The sequence below is a fragment of the Serratia sp. HRI genome (assembly GCF_010119335.3).
Lineage (GTDB): Bacteria > Pseudomonadota > Gammaproteobacteria > Enterobacterales > Enterobacteriaceae > Serratia > Serratia nevei.
The window spans coordinates 1,550,252-1,566,243 of record NZ_CP083690.1 but is presented as its reverse complement, the minus strand read 5'-3'; the positions used below and the strand labels follow the sequence as shown (position 1 = coordinate 1,566,243).

20 protein-coding genes are annotated in these 15,992 nt (G+C 59.2%); 13 read left to right on the top strand and 7 right to left on the bottom strand.

The window, feature by feature from the left end:
• Positions 1-20: 20 nt before the first annotated feature.
• From gspG to GF111_RS07645, 8 genes are read left to right on the top strand one after another with little or no spacing between them, the layout of a single operon-like run.
• A complete protein-coding gene (gene gspG / locus GF111_RS07680; protein ID WP_047730782.1) occupies positions 21-455 on the top strand; it encodes a type II secretion system major pseudopilin GspG in 435 nt (144 codons plus the stop codon).
• On the top strand, positions 452-1,030 hold the full coding sequence (locus GF111_RS07675) for a prepilin-type N-terminal cleavage/methylation domain-containing protein (protein ID WP_065764051.1): 579 nt from the start codon (positions 452-454) through the stop codon (positions 1,028-1,030). Before gspG ends, GF111_RS07675 begins: the two co-directional genes overlap by 4 nt.
• A complete protein-coding gene (gspI, locus tag GF111_RS07670) occupies positions 942-1,289 on the top strand; it encodes a type II secretion system minor pseudopilin GspI (RefSeq protein ID WP_047728681.1) in 348 nt (115 codons plus the stop codon). The genes GF111_RS07675 and gspI overlap by 89 nt, the downstream gene beginning before the upstream one ends.
• Complete coding sequence (gspJ, locus tag GF111_RS07665) at positions 1,286-1,897, top strand: type II secretion system minor pseudopilin GspJ (RefSeq protein ID WP_147191810.1); 612 nt, start codon at positions 1,286-1,288, stop codon at positions 1,895-1,897. Before gspI ends, gspJ begins: the two co-directional genes overlap by 4 nt.
• The gene (gene gspK, locus GF111_RS07660) at positions 1,894-2,799 is read left to right on the top strand and encodes a type II secretion system minor pseudopilin GspK (RefSeq protein WP_224217826.1); all 906 of its coding nucleotides are present in this window, start codon (positions 1,894-1,896) and stop codon (positions 2,797-2,799) included. Before gspJ ends, gspK begins: the two co-directional genes overlap by 4 nt.
• A 3-nt stretch (positions 2,800-2,802) precedes the next feature.
• Entirely contained in the window at positions 2,803-3,933 is a 1,131-nt protein-coding gene (gene gspL / locus GF111_RS07655; protein WP_147191812.1) for a type II secretion system protein GspL, read from the top strand.
• Entirely contained in the window at positions 3,930-4,376 is a 447-nt protein-coding gene (gene gspM / locus GF111_RS07650) for a type II secretion system protein GspM (RefSeq protein WP_047728676.1), read from the top strand. Before gspL ends, gspM begins: the two co-directional genes overlap by 4 nt.
• A gap of 36 nt (positions 4,377-4,412) precedes the next feature.
• On the top strand, positions 4,413-5,228 hold the full coding sequence (locus GF111_RS07645) for an A24 family peptidase (protein ID WP_147191838.1): 816 nt from the start codon (positions 4,413-4,415) through the stop codon (positions 5,226-5,228).
• Here GF111_RS07645 and gspS read toward each other — a convergent pair.
• The gene (gspS, locus tag GF111_RS07640) at positions 5,225-5,587 is read right to left on the bottom strand and encodes a type II secretion system pilot lipoprotein GspS (protein WP_147191840.1); all 363 of its coding nucleotides are present in this window, start codon (positions 5,585-5,587) and stop codon (positions 5,225-5,227) included. The two genes, GF111_RS07645 and gspS, sit on opposite strands and share 4 nt — an antisense overlap.
• A gap of 252 nt (positions 5,588-5,839) precedes the next feature.
• Between gspS and gbpA the strand changes: the two genes are divergently transcribed.
• Positions 5,840-7,267: an N-acetylglucosamine-binding protein GbpA gene (gbpA, locus tag GF111_RS07635; RefSeq protein WP_055313421.1), complete on the top strand. Its 1,428-nt coding sequence runs from the start codon at positions 5,840-5,842 to the stop codon at positions 7,265-7,267.
• Positions 7,268-7,319: 52 nt separating this feature from the next.
• Positions 7,320-7,838, top strand: a complete 519-nt coding sequence (locus GF111_RS07630; protein WP_147191842.1) for a cytochrome b — start codon at positions 7,320-7,322, stop codon at positions 7,836-7,838.
• Between the two features lie 283 nt (positions 7,839-8,121).
• On the opposite strand, the gene GF111_RS07625 is transcribed toward GF111_RS07630, so the two are convergent.
• From GF111_RS07625 to GF111_RS07615, 3 genes are all read right to left on the bottom strand, one after another.
• Entirely contained in the window at positions 8,122-8,325 is a 204-nt protein-coding gene (locus tag GF111_RS07625; protein ID WP_004940313.1) for an HHA domain-containing protein, read from the bottom strand.
• 50 nt (positions 8,326-8,375) lie between these two features.
• Complete coding sequence (gene tomB, locus GF111_RS07620; protein WP_004940312.1) at positions 8,376-8,744, bottom strand: Hha toxicity modulator TomB; 369 nt, start codon at positions 8,742-8,744, stop codon at positions 8,376-8,378.
• A 158-nt stretch (positions 8,745-8,902) separates the two neighbouring features.
• Positions 8,903-9,256, bottom strand: a complete 354-nt coding sequence (locus GF111_RS07615; protein WP_038874974.1) for a hypothetical protein — start codon at positions 9,254-9,256, stop codon at positions 8,903-8,905.
• A 409-nt stretch (positions 9,257-9,665) separates the two neighbouring features.
• On the opposite strand from GF111_RS07615, the gene GF111_RS07610 reads away from it, so the two are divergent.
• The 3 genes from GF111_RS07610 to GF111_RS07600 are packed head-to-tail and all read left to right on the top strand — an operon-like array spanning position 9,666 to position 12,137.
• Complete coding sequence (locus tag GF111_RS07610) at positions 9,666-10,379, top strand: metal ABC transporter ATP-binding protein (RefSeq protein WP_047728664.1); 714 nt, start codon at positions 9,666-9,668, stop codon at positions 10,377-10,379.
• A complete protein-coding gene (locus tag GF111_RS07605) occupies positions 10,376-11,233 on the top strand; it encodes a metal ABC transporter permease (protein ID WP_038874980.1) in 858 nt (285 codons plus the stop codon). Before GF111_RS07610 ends, GF111_RS07605 begins: the two co-directional genes overlap by 4 nt.
• Before the next feature lie 25 nt (positions 11,234-11,258).
• Entirely contained in the window at positions 11,259-12,137 is an 879-nt protein-coding gene (locus tag GF111_RS07600) for a metal ABC transporter solute-binding protein, Zn/Mn family (RefSeq protein WP_038874983.1), read from the top strand.
• Positions 12,138-12,243: 106 nt separating this feature from the next.
• On the opposite strand, the gene ykgO is transcribed toward GF111_RS07600, so the two are convergent.
• The 3 genes from ykgO to sdeY all read right to left on the bottom strand — a co-directional run bounded on the left by ykgO (position 12,244) and on the right by sdeY (position 15,984).
• Complete coding sequence (gene ykgO, locus GF111_RS07595; RefSeq protein WP_004940304.1) at positions 12,244-12,384, bottom strand: type B 50S ribosomal protein L36; 141 nt, start codon at positions 12,382-12,384, stop codon at positions 12,244-12,246.
• Positions 12,385-12,396: 12 nt separating this feature from the next.
• Positions 12,397-12,651, bottom strand: a complete 255-nt coding sequence (locus tag GF111_RS07590) for a type B 50S ribosomal protein L31 (protein WP_038874985.1) — start codon at positions 12,649-12,651, stop codon at positions 12,397-12,399.
• A 186-nt stretch (positions 12,652-12,837) separates the two neighbouring features.
• Complete coding sequence (sdeY, locus tag GF111_RS07585) at positions 12,838-15,984, bottom strand: multidrug efflux RND transporter permease subunit SdeY (protein ID WP_094461345.1); 3,147 nt, start codon at positions 15,982-15,984, stop codon at positions 12,838-12,840.
• Between the last annotated feature and the right edge of the window lie 8 nt (positions 15,985-15,992).

Genomic DNA, 15,992 nt, shown 5'->3' with positions numbered 1-15,992 from the left:
AAGTGAGTCATATCAGCAAGATGCGCAGGTCACGGCAGCGAGGGTTTACGCTGCTGGAAATCATGGTGGTGATCGTCATTCTGGGGTTGTTGGCCAGCCTGACCATTCCAAGCCTGATGGGAAATAAGGAGAAGGCCGATCGGCAAAAGGCCGCCAGCGATATCGTCGCGTTGGAGAACGCGTTGGATATGTACAAGCTGGACAACGGGCGTTATCCCAGCGCGGAACAGGGGCTGGCGGCGCTGGTGACCCGGCCGGCGCTGGCGCCGATCCCGAGAAATTATCCCGAAGACGGTTATATCCGCCGGTTGCCGCAAGATCCCTGGGGGCAGGAGTACCGTCTGCGCAATCCGGGGCGTCACGGCAAGCTGGACGTGTTTTCTCTGGGGCCGGACGGCATCGCCGACACCGATGACGATATCGGCAACTGGGTGGCCGACGCCGACGCGCCATGAGGCGTATACGTGGCTTTACGCTGCTGGAGATCATACTGGTATTGCTGCTGCTGGGGGTGACCAGCGGCCTGGTGATGCTGAGTTTTCCGGCGGATGAGAAAGCGTTGGCACGGCAGGGGGAGCGGCTGAACCATTGGTTGAATGCCCTCGCCGAGCGGGCCGAGCGCGAAGGGGTGAGTTATGGCGTGGCGTTCGGCAGCGGCGGTTGGCGCAGCGTTGCCGCTGCGGGACAGGCGAGCCGGGAGGCATACGCCCTGCCGGACGGCATCGCGCTGTGGCTGAGCGTTGAAGGGCAAACCGTCGCGCTCGATGACGCGGCGGCGCGGCCGCCGCAGGTGTGGCTGTATCCGGGGGGCGAAACCACGGCGTTCAGCGTAGCGCTGTCGCAGGGGCGGTGCCTGTGGCGATTGCAGGCGCCCGGTTACTTCGTATTTGAAACGACGGACATTCGTTGCGATGACGCGGAAAATGAGACGCCAGCAGGGCATGACGCTGCTGGAAGTGATGGTGGCCTTGATGATCTTCGCCATCGGTTGCCTGGCGCTGATCAACAGCACCGGCGGCCAGGTGCGTAGCCTGAGCGAGATCGAAGCCAAGACCGTTGCGCTGTGGGTAGCGGACAACCAGCTGACGCTGCTGCAGCTCGATCCGCAGCCGCCGACGCTGGCCTGGCATTCGGGCACCACGGTGATGGCCGGTGAGACCTGGCACTGGCGCTATCGCGGGCAGGAAACCAGCGATGCCGGAATGCGGGCGATCGCGATCGAAGTCAGGCGCGATCCGCAGGATCGCAACGTGTTGGCGGAGTTACAGGCTTACCGGGGGTTGCCATGAAGCGCGCTTTGCAACGCGGCTTTACGCTGGTGGAAATGCTGCTGGCCATTGCCCTGTTCGCCATGCTGTCGCTCACCGCCCTGGCGGTCTTCAGGGGCGTGCTGAAAAACGACGAAATTACCCAGCGCAAATCGACGCAGCTGACCCAGCTGCAACGGGCGCTGGCGATCGTCGAGCGCGATTTTGCTCATGCGCAGGCGCGTGCGCCGATCGGTGATAAACGCAGGCCGGCGGCGCCGGAATTCGCGGTGCTGCAGACGGCGGAGGGGGAAGACGTGGATTTTCAGCTGTTGCTGATCCGAAGCGGCTGGTCGAATCCGCAGGCCCGGCTGCCGCGTGCCACGCAGGAGCGGGTGGCCTATCGCCACCGGCAGGGGCGGCTGGAGCGCCTCAGTTACCCGAATTTGAGCAGCCCGCAGGCGACGGCGCGCAGCGTGCTGTTGCTGCCGGAGGTGACGCGGTTCCGCCTGCGTTTTTATCGGCAAGGCGAATGGTTGACGGCCTGGCACGCCGGCGGGCTGCTGCCGCAGGCGGTGGAGATCACCGTCGAAACCCCCGCGTTGGGGGAAATACGGCGCATCATCGCGCTGCCCTCGGCGAGGCCATGATGAAAAAACAACGCGGTATGGCGCTGTTGATGGTGCTGCTGATGATGTCGCTGATGGCGATCGTGGCGGTCAATATCAATGACCACTGGCAGCGTTCGCTGGCGCGCACCCAGTCTCAGCAGGATCGGCTGAGGGCGAAATGGCTGCTGTTGGGCGGGGAGATCTACGCCCAACAGCGGTGGCGGCAGGCAGGAGAGCAGCGCAAGGCCTGGGGAGCCTCTGGGGCGGCGTTCAGTATGCGTACCGAAGAGGGGGAAGTGGCGATACGCCTGCGCCGGGTCGATGCCTGTTTCAACGTAAACGCCCTGATCCGCGCCGCCGGCTCAACGGAGGTCGGAGATAGCGAGGGGGCTCCCCCCAATAAAGAGAGGCGGATATTCATGCTGTTACTGAACAACCTGGGGATCGCCGACGCGCAGGCGGGCGCGATTGCCGATGCGATCGTCGCCCGGGCTTATGGCGAAGGGTACCTGATGGGGGATATCAGCGAACTGCGGGAGCTGGCCGGTATCGATCGTGAGCTATACCTGCGCCTCGCGCCGCAGCTTTGTGCGGCGCCGGATGCTGAATTGCAGATCAACCCGGACGCCGTGGATGAGGCCCGGTTGCCGCTGCTGCGGGCGATGCTGATGAACGCCCTGGGCGGAGAACGGCTGCGGACGTTGCTGGCGGCCCGCCCGTCGCAGGGGTGGCAGACGCTGACGTTTTTGTCGCAGGAAAAAGCGCTGCAAGCCTTGGATGACGACGCTCTCGACGAGCGATTGAAGTTCGACGACAGCCGCTGGATTGCGCAGCTGCAGCTGACGCTGAATGACGGGCGCTATCGGCTCGTCAGCGCGTGGCAACCGGGCCAGTCAGGCATCACGGTCAGCGGACGCCAGTTCGACAGAGGGGAGGGGTAAAGGGTGGCGAACACAATCCTGCTTATCGCGCTGAGCGAGGACTCGATGGCCGATGTGCGCTGGGGCCACGTCGGCGAGACGCGCTGCCGCTTTGGCGCCCGCCTCGATCTGACCGCCGGCGGCGACGAGTTGGCGGCCATGGCGCAGGGCAGCCGAGTCGTGGTACTGGTGCCTGCCCGTCATGTGGTGCTGAGACAAACGACATTCCAGGGCAAGGCCCGGCAGGCGACGCCGCTGGCGCTGGCCTACGCCCACGAGGCCGGGCTGTTGACCGATACCGATCGGATGCACTGGGCGGTGCTGGGCAAGGCGCAGCGTGATTTCACCCTCGCCGGCGTCGCGCTGGCGCAGATGCAGGGCTGGGTCGAGCGCCTGAGCGCCTGCGGCATTCGCGCCCATAAAATGCTGCCCGACGTGCTGGCATTGCCGCTGCCGGGCCAATGCAGCGCGCTGCGCTGGCGCGATCGCTGGCTGATCCGAACGGGGAGTGGGCAGAGCATGTCGCTGCCCGATGCCTGGCGGGATTGCACTCCGTTGCCGACGCCGGATTGGTGTCTGCACTGCGGCGGGGAAATTCCGGCGGGCTGGGAAGCGGCGCGCATTGACGAGGATCCGCTCTGGCAACTGGCGCAAGAGGCCTGGAGCAGCCCCGCCACGCTGCTGCAGGGGCGTTTCAAACCGAGCGTACGCTGGCTGCGTCGCCTGTCCGATAAGACCGTCTGCGCGCTGCTGTTGCTCAGCGGTTCGCTGCTGGTGGGCGGTTTGCATCACCAACAGATGGCCCGGCAGAACGAGAGCCGGATAGCGGTACTGTCTCAGCGCCTGCTGCCTGGCCAGACCGCGCCGGCGTTTGCGGAACAGGCGGCGAAAGCGCAGGTGCGGCGTATGCAAGACGCCCTGAATGCGCCGCAGCTGTTCAGGCTGTTGCCCTACGCGGCCGGGGCACTCGCTTTATGGGCGCCCCCGCAGCTGCAGGCACTGGCTTTCGACGCTGCCGACGATCGTCTGGTGGTGACGGTGAACAGAAACGACGTGCCGCTGCCGGCACCGGTTAACGATGGCGAGGTCAGCATGACGTTCAGCGAAGGCGGCGCACCCAACCAGGCGGTCCTGACGGTGAGAGGTGAGCGATGAATATCGGGTGGCGCGATAAGGCGTTGCGGCGGGCGGTGTTGTTAAGCCTGTTGTTGTTGGTAGCCTGCGGCTACTGTCTGTATCAATTTTCACTGGCACAGAAAAGCGCACAACGGCTGGCGGCGCTGCAGGGGCAGGCACACGTCATCCAGCAACTGCAGGCTCGCTTGCCGCCGGGCGCCGCTGCGCGCGAGCAACTGCCGGAGCGGCTGCGGCAGAGCGCGCAAGCGTACCGCATTCCCATCGCCGACCTGACGGAAAGTGACGCGGAGATGCTGGTGAGGCTGCCACCCGTGCCGTTCGAAAGCCTGCTGTCGTGGCTGGCTGCCCTGCAGCGCGAGCACGGTATCCGCGTGCTCGCGCTCACCGTGGAGCGCGCGGGGCAGGCGCCGGGCGTAGTGCAGGTCAGCCGGCTGCAGGTGACGACGCAGCCGTCGATGTAACCAACGCTAACGAATCATCAGGAATCAGAAAAAATCATGCTATTCGCCCTAAACGCGGCGGCGGATGAACACTGGCTGTTATTTAGCGCCGTGTTGAGTCTGTGCGTCGGCAGTTTTATTAACGTGGTCGTTTATCGGCTGCCTATCATGCTTGAGCGTGAAATAGAAACGACGCAGGCCGAGCGGTTTGATCTCGTTTGGCCGCGTTCATTTTGCCCGTCATGCACAAAACAATTATCGGCGTTCGATAATATTCCATTATTAAGTTGGCTGCTGTTGCGTGGCCGCTGTCGTTATTGCCGCAGCCCTATTTCCGTGCGTTATCCACTGGTGGAGTTATTTCTGATGCTGATGGGAATCATGCTGGTCTGGCGTCTCGGCATCGGAGTTGATTGGTTTTTCATGCTGGCGTTTGTTGCGTTGTTGCTGGCGCTGGCGGCGATTGACAGCGAGCGCCAACTCCTGCCGGATTGCCTGACGCTGTCGCTGTTGTGGGGCGGGTTGCTGTGGCATTGCCTGGCGCACCCGGCCTTTTTGCCGGCGGCGGTTGTCGGCGCGATGGCGGGCTATCTGACGCTGTGGCTGCTGTATTGGGTCTTTCGTCTGGCAACCGGCCGCGAGGGGCTGGGATACGGCGATTTTAAACTGTTGGCGGCGCTTGGCGCCTGGGGCGGGTATGCCGCTTTGCCGTCGATCCTGCTGTTTGCCTCCGCCGGCAGCCTGCTGTGGCTGTTGCTGCGCGTATGGCGCGGCGGTGATGGAACTCAGCCCCTGCCTTTCGGGCCGGGGCTGGCGACGGCGGGCGCAGGCGCGGTGGCCTGCCAATGGTTTGCGCTGCCGCTGGGGGGCTAACGGAGCTGGGCTAAAAAGGGCGCCAGTGACCGATTGAATTCGCTGCACTTCTCCTGCAGCGGCGTGGCGTCGGCTGCCAGCTGTGCGGCGACGTGTTGACCTGCAGCAAGCACCTGGGCGCGATTGAGCGCCGGTGACCACCCTTTTTTCTCTGCTTCCTGCAGCGCCGCCGCCGTGAGCTTATCGTCGGCCGGGATGTCGGCGCGATTGCAACGCTCTCTCAAAAACACGCCGGCGCCGACCAGCGACGACAGCTGGTCGCGTTGGGCGGCGGCATCAGGGGCCGATTTGGCGGCGTGCTGGCAGCCGGAGAGCAGCAGGGAGGCCAAGACCGCTGCGGCGATATTTTTCAATGTCACGTTATTCTCTCTGTGGAATAGGAACGGTGCGCTTATTTCTTTCGCCGTACGGCGGCGCTTCGCGATTTCCGGATTATTTTAAACGTTTGTCATGCCATTTAATATCTTGGCCGTATTAGGTTTTATTATTTTAATGCATTCTAAGTGCCGGGCGTTCAGGGCTTCTACTTATTATTCCTCTCGCGGTATCGCCGCATCTCTTTGAGTTTCTTCTCACTCAGTTGGAATCCAATAAATTTAACTGGAGTCGTAATGAAATTATCCAAAATCGCCCTGATGATGGCAACGCTTGCTGCCTCGTCGGCCGCCTGGTCGCATGGGTATATCGAAGTTCCCGAAAGCCGCGCCTACAAGTGCAAGCTGGGCAGCAACACCGACTGCGGCCGGGCGCAGTGGGAACCGCAGAGCGTTGAGCAGATTTCCGGCTTCCCTGGCGGCGCTACGCCGCTCGACGGCCAGCTGGCCAGCGGCGGAGTTAATGGCTTCGAACCGCTGGATCGCCAGGGCGTCAACGTCTGGGCGTTGAACACCATGAAGCCGGGGCCGCAGACGTTCACCTGGTACCACACCGCCAAGCACAAAACCAATAACTGGCGTTACTACATCACCAAACAAGACTGGGACGTGAACAAGCCGCTGTCGCGCGAGGCTTTCGAAAAAGAGCCGTTCTGCGAGGTTGATGGCCATGCTCAGGCGCCAAAAGATCGCGAAGTGCACCAGTGCGTGGTGCCGGAGAGAACCGGCTATCAGGTGATTTACGGCGTGTGGGAAATCAATGATACGGTGAACAGTTTCTATCAGGTGGTTGACGTCAACTTCGAGGACGACGGCGTCGTATCCGAATGGCGCAAGCAGCTGCAGGGATCCCTCACCGGTAAAAACCTGCAGGTTGGCGATAAAGTGATCGCTCGCTTCTTCGACGCGAGCGGCGAAGTGCTGGCGATGAAAACCGAGCTGGCGATCGACAGCGAGGCGCTGACCGACAAAAACCGCTGGAGCCACGCACTGGCTACCAAGATCAACGTCGAGCAGAAAGCGGTGCGCGCCGGGGTGAAAGACGGCAAAGGCAACGTCAACCCGGTATTCGGCAATAACGCGGTCTTCGCCAAGCAGGGCAGCCCGATGAAGAGCGTAGTGATCTCCTATGAGGAAGAAACGCCGGCCATTACCGAGGAGCTCCGCATCGGCAATCTGTCCAGCACCAAGATCAAGGACGGCAAAGCCCAGCTGACCTTCAATGCCGAGGTCAAAGGCAAGCTGACGGTTGAAGCGCGCGTTTACGATCATGGCCAGACGGAGAAAGGCTATGTGAAAGAGACGCTGGAAGACGCCAGCCAGCCGCTGACCATCGCGCTGACCAACGTCAGCGAAGGCCACCACATGCTGAAAGTGATCGCCAGCAACGACAACGGGCAGAGCATTCAGCCTGATATCGAAAACTTCAACCTGGAAGCAGACTCCACCGGCGGTGGCGGCAACGGCGACTACAACTTCGTCTTCCCGAACGAGCTGAGTAAATACACCGCCGGCACCACGGTGCTGCAGCCGAAGGACGGCAAGGTGTATCAGTGCAAACCTTTCCCTTACAGCGGTTACTGCATGCAGTGGAACAGCGGCGCGACTCACTATGAGCCGGGCGTGGGATCCAACTGGCAGGATGCCTGGATCCTGAAAAAGTAAGCGTAAATCGGATAGCCAAGCGGCCAGCGATGGCCGCTTTTCAAGGAGTTTTATGTCACACGAACCTGCCCGTTACGATCTTTTCAGTCGGTTACTGCATTGGGGCATTGCCGCGGTCATGATCTACGTAATGATCGTTGGTTATTCGCTGCATTTTATGACGGATGCGCGCATCTTCGCTTTTTTCTCCGTGACCAATATGTCGTTGGCTTTGGTGCTGACGCCGCTGATGGCGGCGCGCTTTATCTGGCGCTTTTTCCGGCCGAAGGTGCCCTATGGCGATATGTTGCAAGGGCACCAGAAGGGATTGGTGCATTTGCTGCACGAAATATTCTACCTGCTGATTTTCGTGGTGCTGCTCAGCGGATTCCTCATGCTGGAGCACGGCTTTGCCGTTTTCGGCGCGATTGACTTCCCACGCCTGATTGCAAATCTCGACGTTAACCGCTTCTTTTTCGCCGTGCACCGTTATGCGTGTATCGCGCTGTCGGCCATGATCGTGCTGCACGTCGCGGCGGTGATTAAACACCACTGTTTTGCCCGGCAGGCGATTTTGCGCCGCATGCTCTGATTTTACGGGGCGATCACGCCGCCCGGGAGGCAGTGCGGCGGCGTGGCCGCGAGGAGCATAGGGGAGTTGGCGGCATTGCCGTTACGCTGGTGGACATTAAGCAGGGGCGAGAGTCATCACGCGTTAATCGCGTTATACCCCGAACAGGAACAGAGAAGTGTGTCTATTTATTATTAACGATAAAGATGAACGTAATTAACATTTCATTGTCAATAGGAAAAATACGTATTCAACGTGGACATTGAAGCCGATAAAAGCATCGGCTCAACGCGTTGGGGCCTGATTACCTGACATATTTCCAAACGGAGGTGGGGATTTTGTCATACAGTTTGTTCATGGTGAGCTCCGCAAGACGGTGATCGGCCGCTGAGTAAAACAGCTCCAGTTCATCATCGGAAAGCTCGTACTTATTTTTCTCAATAACACGTTCGAGAGTATCAATCGTGGTGCATTTACGTAAACGCATCAGATAGTCGGTTTTAGTCATGGTGGCCTTTTAGTTTAATAACCGTAAAATAGCTCGGGAATAATTATCCCCTAAGTTTTCATTGTCGTACAGATGTCCTCTCCTGAGAACATTCTGAATAATCTCGCCTTGGTCTTTTGCCAGCGGCGCAGGTCGGAATCATTGATACCGTAGCTGCTGAACAGCGTATAAGTATCGTCGAGATATTCTTCGACTAACTCCGACAGGTCTGATTCGTCCATGTATTTAATTTTATAACTCATCACAAACGAAGCGATATGTTCGATCAACTCATTAAGCTGCAGGTTGACGGAGGATGTCGGATCGTTGACCCACCCGTGGTGGCTGTCTCCCAAGGTCGCGATACCTTCATCATACAAATTTTCGCACAAGAATTTGAGCTGAGCAATGTCGTGTCGCTTAGGCGAATACTCATCCATATCATCCCCTCCGTAAGTCTTAATTGCGGTGTGATAACACTATGTGAGTAAGCTGATTTACATCATGAACGGAGGCAGCTTAACGGTGGTTAAATAAACTTCCCGTAAAATGAATATAAATCATTTTTTCGCGTTTGGCCTGCAGTTATTACGTAAACTTACAATTCATCCGCAGTTGATGGGCGTGAGTTATCAATGATGTCGAAGATTAAACCCCGCTCCGTCACTCGAAACCGGACGCTGTCGTTGATGATATCTTCGCTGTTGATATCCAGACAGGCATTAAAAATGCCCCACTTATAGCGATAACTCATTGAATAACCGCCGTCATCTTGTGGCACTATATCAAGTATTTCTAATGAATCCTCGGCATAGCGTGCGCTTTCAGAATAAAAACTGAGTCCGCTGGTCAGCGCCGGCACTAACTCCGCTATATTGTCATTAATCACTTTCTTTAATTTTTTAACAGAAAGTGCGTTCACTTCCAGGCTACAGGCAAGGGTAACAAGCATTAATCTTGGCCAACAGCAATGTTATCTGCTTATCTTACTCCTTTTCCGGCCTCGTCGGTAAATTTTTCGATTTACCGCTGTTCTTTACCCTATGCCAACATTTCTGTCGAACGGGAATATCCCTGAGGTTGATAAGGGGGAACGTGGCGGGGGAGAGCGCGCTGCGCGGGGCTGTTACGTTCCGTTGCATTAATTGGCACGGCAGGGCTTGAGACGTCGCAGTGAGTGTGATGTTATATTATAACCATTAATTCATCGCGTTGATCACGACATTGACTCCCTCTTCACAACATGACGCCGCGTCGTCACTGAATTCGTTGTTTACCACCTCCGCTGCCGTGCGCTGTGCGGGGGCCGTTGCGCTGCTGGCCCTGCTGTGGCTCGGCATTTTCTGGGCGGTGTCGCTGCCATGATTACCTTGCGTCAGCTGGCGATAGGCTATGGGGCCACGCCGCTTTTCCCGCCGCTGAGCGGGCAGTTTACCGCCGGATCGCTCACCGCGGTGGTGGGCGTCAACGGGGCAGGGAAATCGACGCTGCTGAAAACCTTCGCCGGATTGTTGCCGCCGTTGGGAGGCAGCCTGAGTTTTAGCGGCGGAAAGCCACCGCGCAGAGCGTATTTACCGCAACAGGCGGAGCTGGATCGGCAGTTCCCCATCGCGGTGAGCGATCTGGTGGCGATGGGCTGTTGGCCGCAAAGCGGCATGTTCGGCGGTATGAACAAGCGTGCGGCGAGCCAGGTCAATGAGGCGCTGGCGAACGTTGGCATGAGTGCGCTGGCGCACAGCCCGGTGGGCGAGCTGTCCGGCGGCCAGCTGCAGCGAGTGCTGTTTGCACGCCTGCTGGTCCAACAGGCGCCGCTGATCCTGCTGGATGAGCCTTTCACCGGCATCGACAGCGCCACCACGCAGATTTTGCTGCAGGTAATTGCGCAACTGCACCGGCAGGGGAGAACGCTGATCGCCGTGCTGCACGATATGTCGATGGTTGCCGAACATTTTCCGCAGGCGCTGTTGCTGACTCCGCTGGCTTGCCACTGGGGCGCGGCCGAGCGGGTGCTGGAACAGGTGCCGAGGTATCACGCCGCCGCACGGCAGCCGGATCTGCAGGCGGTGGCGCCATGATGCTGTGGCATGCGCTTATCGATCCTTTCCTCTCATTCGGTTTTATGCGCCGCGCGCTCATGGCGTGCCTGGCGTTGTCGCTCAGCGCCGCCCCGCTGGGCGTGTTTCTGCTGTTGCGCCGCATGAGCCTGGTAGGGGATGCCTTGTCCCACGCGGTGTTGCCGGGCGCGGCGATCGGCTATCTGATCTCTGGCATGTCGCTGGTGGCGATGGGCGTGGGCGGCTTTATTGCCGGGCTGGCGGTAGCGATGCTGTCCGGCCTGGTGAGCCGCCGCACGCCGCTGAAAGAGGATGCCAGCTTCGCCGGGTTCTATCTGGGATCGTTGGCGCTGGGGGTCACGCTGGTCTCGCTGCGCGGTTCCAGCGTGGATCTGCTGCACGTGCTGTTCGGTTCGATTCTGGCGGTGGATGCGCAGGCCATGGTGATGGTCGGTGCGATCGCCTCGGTTTCGCTGTTGGCGCTGGCGGCGCTGTATCGTGCGTTGGTGATCGAATCCTTCGACGTGACTTTTCTGCGCGTTAACGCGCCGCGCCGCTTGGCGCTGATCCACGGCCTGTTTCTGGCGCTGGTGGTGGTCAATCTGGTGGCGGGATTCCAGATCCTCGGCACCTTAATGTCGGTGGGGCTGATGATGCTGCCCGCCGCCAGCGCGCGCTTTTGGGCGCGCAATCTGCCGCAGACACTGGCGACGGCGATGGGCATCGGCGCGCTTTCCAGCGTGATTGGGCTGGTGTGGTCCTATTACGCTTCGCTGCCTGCCGGCCCGGCGATCGTGCTCAGCGCCAGCGTCATCTTTTTCGTCTCGATCCTGTTTGGAACGCGCGGAGGCATTTGCGCCTTCGCGCGCCGTTGAGAAGTGCCATTTGCAAGGAGAAAGTATGAAACGTTTACCTCTATCGCTGGCGGTCGCTGCTCTGCTGGCCAGCCCATGGGCGATGGCGAAGACCGTTGACGCCGTCGCCAGCTTTTCCATTCTGGGTGATATCGTCAAACAGGTGGGCGGCGATCACGTCAAGGTCAGCACGCTGGTGGGGCCGGATGGCGATCCGCACAGCTTCGAGCCCTCACCGCAGGACGGCAAGAAACTGGCTCAGGCTGATGTGGTGTTCGTCAGCGGCCTGGGGCTGGAAGGGTGGATCGATCGCCTGGTCAGCGCCTCGGGTTATAAAGGGCAGGTGATCACCGCTTCACAGGGGATCAGCACCCGTCAGATGGAAGAGGACGGCAAACCGATTACCGATCCTCACGCCTGGAACAGCATGAAAAACGGCGTGCAATACGCTACCAACGTGATGAATGCCCTGATTGCCGCCGATCCCGAGGATGCCAACTATTTTCGTCAGCGCGGAGCCGACTATATTCAGCAGCTGCAAAAGCTGGATCTGTGGGCCAAAACCCAGTTCGCGGCAGTACCGCCACAGGAACGTAAGGTGCTGACCAGCCATGATGCTTTTGGCTACTTTGGGCAAGAGTATGGCGTCACCTTCCTTGCCCCGGTTGGATTTTCCACCGAGGCAGAAGCCAGCGCCAGCGACGTGGCGGGCCTGATCAAGCAGATCAAGCAGGAAAAGGTGAACGCTTACTTTATCGAAAATCAGACCGATCCGCGGCTGGTGAAACAGATTGCCGCCGCCACCGGCGCTAAGGCGGGCGGCGAGCTGTACCCTGAAGCGCTCTCCCGCCCGGGCGGCCCAGCGGCCACCTATGAGCAGGCGTTCAAGCACAATGTCGACGCGCTGCTGAGCAGCATGAGGTAATCTCCGCCCCCGCCTGCCGGCGGGGGACGGCTTGCAGGCACGTTCTCGCCATAAAAAAAGCCCCGTTGAGCAGCAACGGGGCTTTGCGACAGATGACACTTTGGAGTTAACGCTTTTTCTTACGTCCCTGTACCGCTTTGAATCGCGGATTGCTTTTACAGATCACATAGATGCGGCCACGACGACGCACGACTTTGCAATCCGGGTGGCGATTTTTCGCCGAACGCAATGAACTCAATACCTGCATGGGGGTTCCTTGTTACTTATTGCCGATAAAGCGGCCAAAGCGCTGCTGGAAGCGCGCCGTGCTGCCTTCTTTGGAATAGTCTTTCTGCTTGCCGGTGTAATACGGATGCGAAGCGGAAGAGACGTCGAGAGTGACATAAGGCCAGCTTTCGCCGTCCAGTTCGATGGTACGATCGGTTTTGATGGTCGATCCCACTTTGAAGTAGGCATTGGCGCTGACGTCGTGGAAGACCACGGTGCGGTAATCGGGGTGGATGCCGGTTTTCATAATGGCCCTCTCATGTAATGTTATACTATAGCAGTAATTATGCGCCGACCTGGCATCGCGATCAAGCGCAAATTGCATACAAGAGTGAATTAATGAGAACGGTTTGCATTAAGCAACTGAAGCAAAAGAAAAAGGCCGCATGCGCGGCCTTTTCGATTATCGGGGGGAGCTCACATCACTGAGCGATCAGTGGTGCTCTACCGGATGGCTGTGTTCCAGGTCCTCGTTCTTCTTGCTGAAGCGGCGGCGAACCACCACGAAGAACACCGGTACGAAGAAGATCGCCAAGACGGTGGCGGTGATCATCCCGCCCATTACGCCGGTACCTACCGCGTTCTGTGCGCCGGAGCCTGCACCGCTGCTGATAACCAGCGGCAGAACCCCGAGGATGAAGGCCAGAGACGTCATCAGGATTGGACGCAGACGCATACGCACCGCTTCCAACGTCGCTTCGATCAGGCCTTTGCCTTCTTTCTCCATCAGGTCTTTGGCGAATTCCACGATCAGGATGGCGTTCTTCGCCGACAGGCCTATGGTGGTCAGCAGCCCCACCTGGAAGTACACGTCGTTGTTCATGCCGCGCATCGTCGCGGCCAGCAACGCACCGATAACCCCCAGCGGCAATACCAGCATGACCGAGAACGGCACGGACCAGCTTTCATACAGCGCCGCCAGACACAGGAACACCACCAGAATCGAGATGGCGTACAGCGCCGGCGCCTGGTTGCCCGACAGACGTTCCTGATAGGACATGCCGGTCCAGTCGTAACCGATGCCGCTCGGCAGTTTGGACGCCAGCTGTTCCATCAGGTTCATCGCTTCACCGGTACTCTTGCCCGGTGCGGCCTGGCCCAGAATTTCCATCGACGGCAAGCCGTTATAGCGTTCCAGACGCGGTGAGCCGTATTCCCATTTCGCCGAAGAGAAGGCGGAGAATGGCACCATCTGGCCGCTCGTACCGCGCACGTACCATTTGTTGATGTCTTCCGGCAGCATACGGAACGGCGCCTCGGCCTGTACGTACACTTTCTTCACACGACCGCGGTCGATGAAGTCGTTGACGTACGAACCACCCAGGGCGGTGCTCAGCGTGCTGTTGATGGTGGTAATGCTGACGCCCAGCGCCTTGGCTTTTTCCTGATCGACGATCAGTTTGAACTGCGGCGTATCTTCCAGGCCGTTCGGGCGCACGCCCACCAGCACGTCCGGATGTTGAGCAACCATGCCCAACAGCTGGTTACGCGCTTCGGTCAGTTTTTCGTGCCCCAGGCCGCCCTGGTCAATCAGCTCGAAGTCGAAGCCGGTTGCGGTACCGAGTTCGATAATCGCCGGCAGGTTGAACGGGAACACCAGGCCTTCTTTAATCTGCGAGAACGCGCCCATGGCACGGCCCGCGATCGCTTCGACCTTGTTCCCGGCCCCTGGACGCTCGCCCCAGTCTTTCAGGCTGATGAATGCCAGGCCGTTGTTCTGACCGTTACCGTTGTAGCCGAAGCCCGAGACGGTAAACACCGAAACCACATTGTCCTTTTCCTTGCTCAGGAAGTAGTCGGAGACTTCTTCCAGCACTTTGTTGGTGCGGGACTCGGTGGCACCGGCAGGCAGCTGCACCATGGTCAACAGCATGCCCTGATCTTCGTCCGGCAGGAACGAGGATGGCAGGCGCAGGAACAGCAGGCCCATGCCAACCACGATCAGCAGGTAGATGATCAGGTAGCGGCCGGTGCTGCGCAGGATGTTGCCCACGCTGTCGGTATAGTGATGCGTGCTCTTCTCGAACATGCGGTTAAACCAGCCGAAGAAGCCTGTTTTAACCCCGTGATCGCCTTTCGGGATCGGTTTGAGCATGGTGGCGCACAGCGCCGGTGTCAGGATCAAGGCCACCAGCACCGACAGCACCATCGCGGACACGATGGTGATCGAGAACTGGCGATAGATGGCACCGGTTGAACCGCCGAAGAACGCCATCGGCACGAATACCGCCGACAGCACCATGGCGATACCCACCAGCGCGCCCTGGATCTGGCCCATCGATTTCCGGGTAGCTTCTTTCGGCGGCAGGCCCTCTTCGGCCATGACGCGCTCGACGTTTTCCACCACCACGATGGCGTCATCTACCAGCAGGCCGATCGCCAACACCATGCCGAACATCGTCAGGGTGTTTATCGAGAAGCCGAACGCCGCGAGGATCGCAAAGGTCCCCAGCAGTACCACCGGCACCGCGATGGTTGGGATCAGCGTCGCGCGGAAGTTCTGCAGGAACAGATACATCACCAGGAATACCAGGATGATGGCTTCGATCAGCGTTTTCACCACTTCGTTGATGGAGATCTTAACGAATGGGGTGGTGTCGTACGGATAAACCACTTTCATCCCTTGCGGGAAGAATGGCGCCATCTTGGCCAACTCGTCTTTCACACCTTTGGCGGTGTTCAGGGCGTTGGCGCCGGTAGCCAGTTTGATACCCAGACCGGCGGCAGGCTTGCCGTTATAGCGAGCGGTAACCGTGTAGTTTTCCGCACCGCGCTCGATGTGAGCGACGTCGCGCAGGCGCACCTGGGAACCGTCGGTATTCACCTTCAGCAAGATCTTGCCGAACTCTTCCGGCGAAGTCAGACGGGTCTGCGCGATGATCGAAGCGTTCAACTGCTGCCCCGGCACCGGCGGCAGGCCGCCCAGCTGGCCAGCGGTGATCTGGTTGTTCTGCTCGGTGATGGCGGAGGTTACGTCCGTGGTCGTCAGCTGGTAGTTGTTCAGCTTGTTCGGATCCAGCCAGATACGCATCGCATACTGGGCACCGAACAGCTGCACTTCACCCACGCCGGACGAACGGCTGATCGGGTCCTTGATGTTGGACGCCACGTAGTCCGCAATATCGTCCTGAGTCATGTTCGGATCGTCGGAAACGAAGCCGGCCACCATCAGGAAGCTGCTGCTGGATTTTTCGACTTTCAGGCCCTGTTGCTGAACTTCTTGCGGCAGCAACGGGGTGGCCAACGACAGTTTGTTCTGGACCTGAACCTGCGCGATGTCAGGATCGGTGCCGGAATCAAACGTCAGGGTAATGGTGACGCTACCAGAGGAATCACTGGTGGAGGACATGTACATCAGGTTATCGATACCGTTCATGTTCTGTTCGATAATCTGCGTGACGGTATCCTGCACCGTTTTGGCATCTGCGCCCGGGTAGTTGGCGGAAATTTTTACCGCCGGTGGTGCAATAGTGGGATACTGCGCGATAGGCAGTTTCATTATTGCAAGCACCCCCGCCAACATGACGATGATGGCGATTACCCAAGCGAAAATTGGGCGGTCTATAAAGAACTTAGCCATGTATTACA